This is a genomic window from Gemmatimonadota bacterium (assembly GCA_039715185.1).
Taxonomy (GTDB): Bacteria; Gemmatimonadota; Gemmatimonadetes; order Longimicrobiales; family RSA9; genus DATHRK01.
The window spans coordinates 1-1,357 of record JBDLIA010000223.1 but is presented as its reverse complement, the minus strand read 5'-3'; the positions used below and the strand labels follow the sequence as shown (position 1 = coordinate 1,357).

Sequence of the window (1,357 nt, the reverse complement as noted above, 5' to 3'; positions counted from 1 at the left end):
TGTTCGCGACGCCCGCGTGCACGTTGCAGCCGTTCGAGCAGCCGGTGCAGACGCCGGGCACGTCTTCCAGGAACCACCCCCGGATCTTGAAGCGGAAGTCCTTCGTCGTGAGCGCGCCGACCGGGCAGATGTCGGCGACGTTCATCGAGTAGTCGTTGTCCAGCGGCTGGTCCGGCGCCGTCTCGATCACCGAGCGGTCGCCGCGGCCCTGCACGACGAGCTCGCCCGTCTCGGGGACCTCGCGGCAGAAGCGCACGCAGCGCCGGCACAGGATGCAGCGCTCCTGGTCGAAGACGATGGTGGGGCCGAGGTCCACCTTCTTCTTGAGCGCGCGGCGCGGCTCCCGCGTCCGTGCGTGCTGTACGCCGTAGGCGTAGGCGTAGTCCTGGAGCTTGCACTCGCCCGCCTGATCGCAGATCGGGCAGTCGAGCGGGTGGTTCACGAGCAGGAGCTCCATCACGCCCTCGCGCGCCTTCTGGACACGCTCGCCCGTTGTGTTCACCACCATGCCGTCCTTCACCGGCGTGTTGCAGGCGATCTGGAGCTTCGGAAGGCCTTCGACCTCGACCTGGCAGAGTCGGCAGGAGCCGTCGATCGAGAGCTTCGGGTGCCAGCAGTAGTGCGGCACGTCGACGCCGTTCATGAGCAGGCCCAGCTCGTCGAGCGCCTGCAGGATCGTGCGCCCGTCCGGGACCTCGTAGCTCTCGCCGTCGACGGTGATTCGCGCCATCAGAGAACGAAGCTCTCGGGGAAGGGGCACCGGCCCTCGCGGACGTGCGCCTCGAAGTCCTCGCGGAAGTGGCGCAGCAGGCCCTGCACCGGCCAGGCCGCGGCGTCGGCGAAGGCGCAGATCGTCTGCCCCTCCATCTTCGCGGCCACGTTCAGCAGCACGTCGATGTCGTCGTAGTTGCCGGCGCCGCGCTCGATCCGCTGGACCACCTTGTTGATCCAGCCCGTGCCCTCACGGCACTGGGTGCACTGCCCGCACGACTCGTCGCGGAAGAAATACGAGATCACGCAGCCGGCGCGCACCATGCACGTGGTCTCGTCCATCACCATGATGCCGCCGGTGCCGAGCATCGTCTTCCGCTCGCGCAGGAACTCGTTTGCCATCGGCACGTCGAGCTGACCGGCAGGCAGGATCGGCATCGACATGCCGCCGGGGATCACGCCCTTCACCTTGCGGCCGCCCAGGATGCCGCCGGCGTGCTCGAAGATGATCGTGTCGAGCTGGGTGCCGAGCGGGAGCTCGTAGAGGCCGGGCCGCGCCACGTGGCCGGAGACGCCGAAGATCGTCGTGCCCGGGCTCTTGTCTGTGCCGAAGCCTTTGAACCAGTCCGCGCCCTTGCCGATGATG

At 68.2% G+C, this 1,357-nt stretch carries 2 protein-coding genes; both read right to left on the bottom strand.

Going from position 1 to position 1,357, the window contains the following annotated elements; translation table 11 throughout:
- A partial coding sequence (locus ABFS34_16860) for a 2Fe-2S iron-sulfur cluster-binding protein (GenBank protein ID MEN8377097.1) occupies positions 1–730 on the bottom strand: 730 nt, incomplete at its 3' end.
- A partial coding sequence (locus ABFS34_16855) for an NADH-ubiquinone oxidoreductase-F iron-sulfur binding region domain-containing protein (protein ID MEN8377096.1) occupies positions 730–1,357 on the bottom strand: 628 nt, incomplete at its 5' end. The genes ABFS34_16855 and ABFS34_16860, both read right to left, overlap by 1 nt.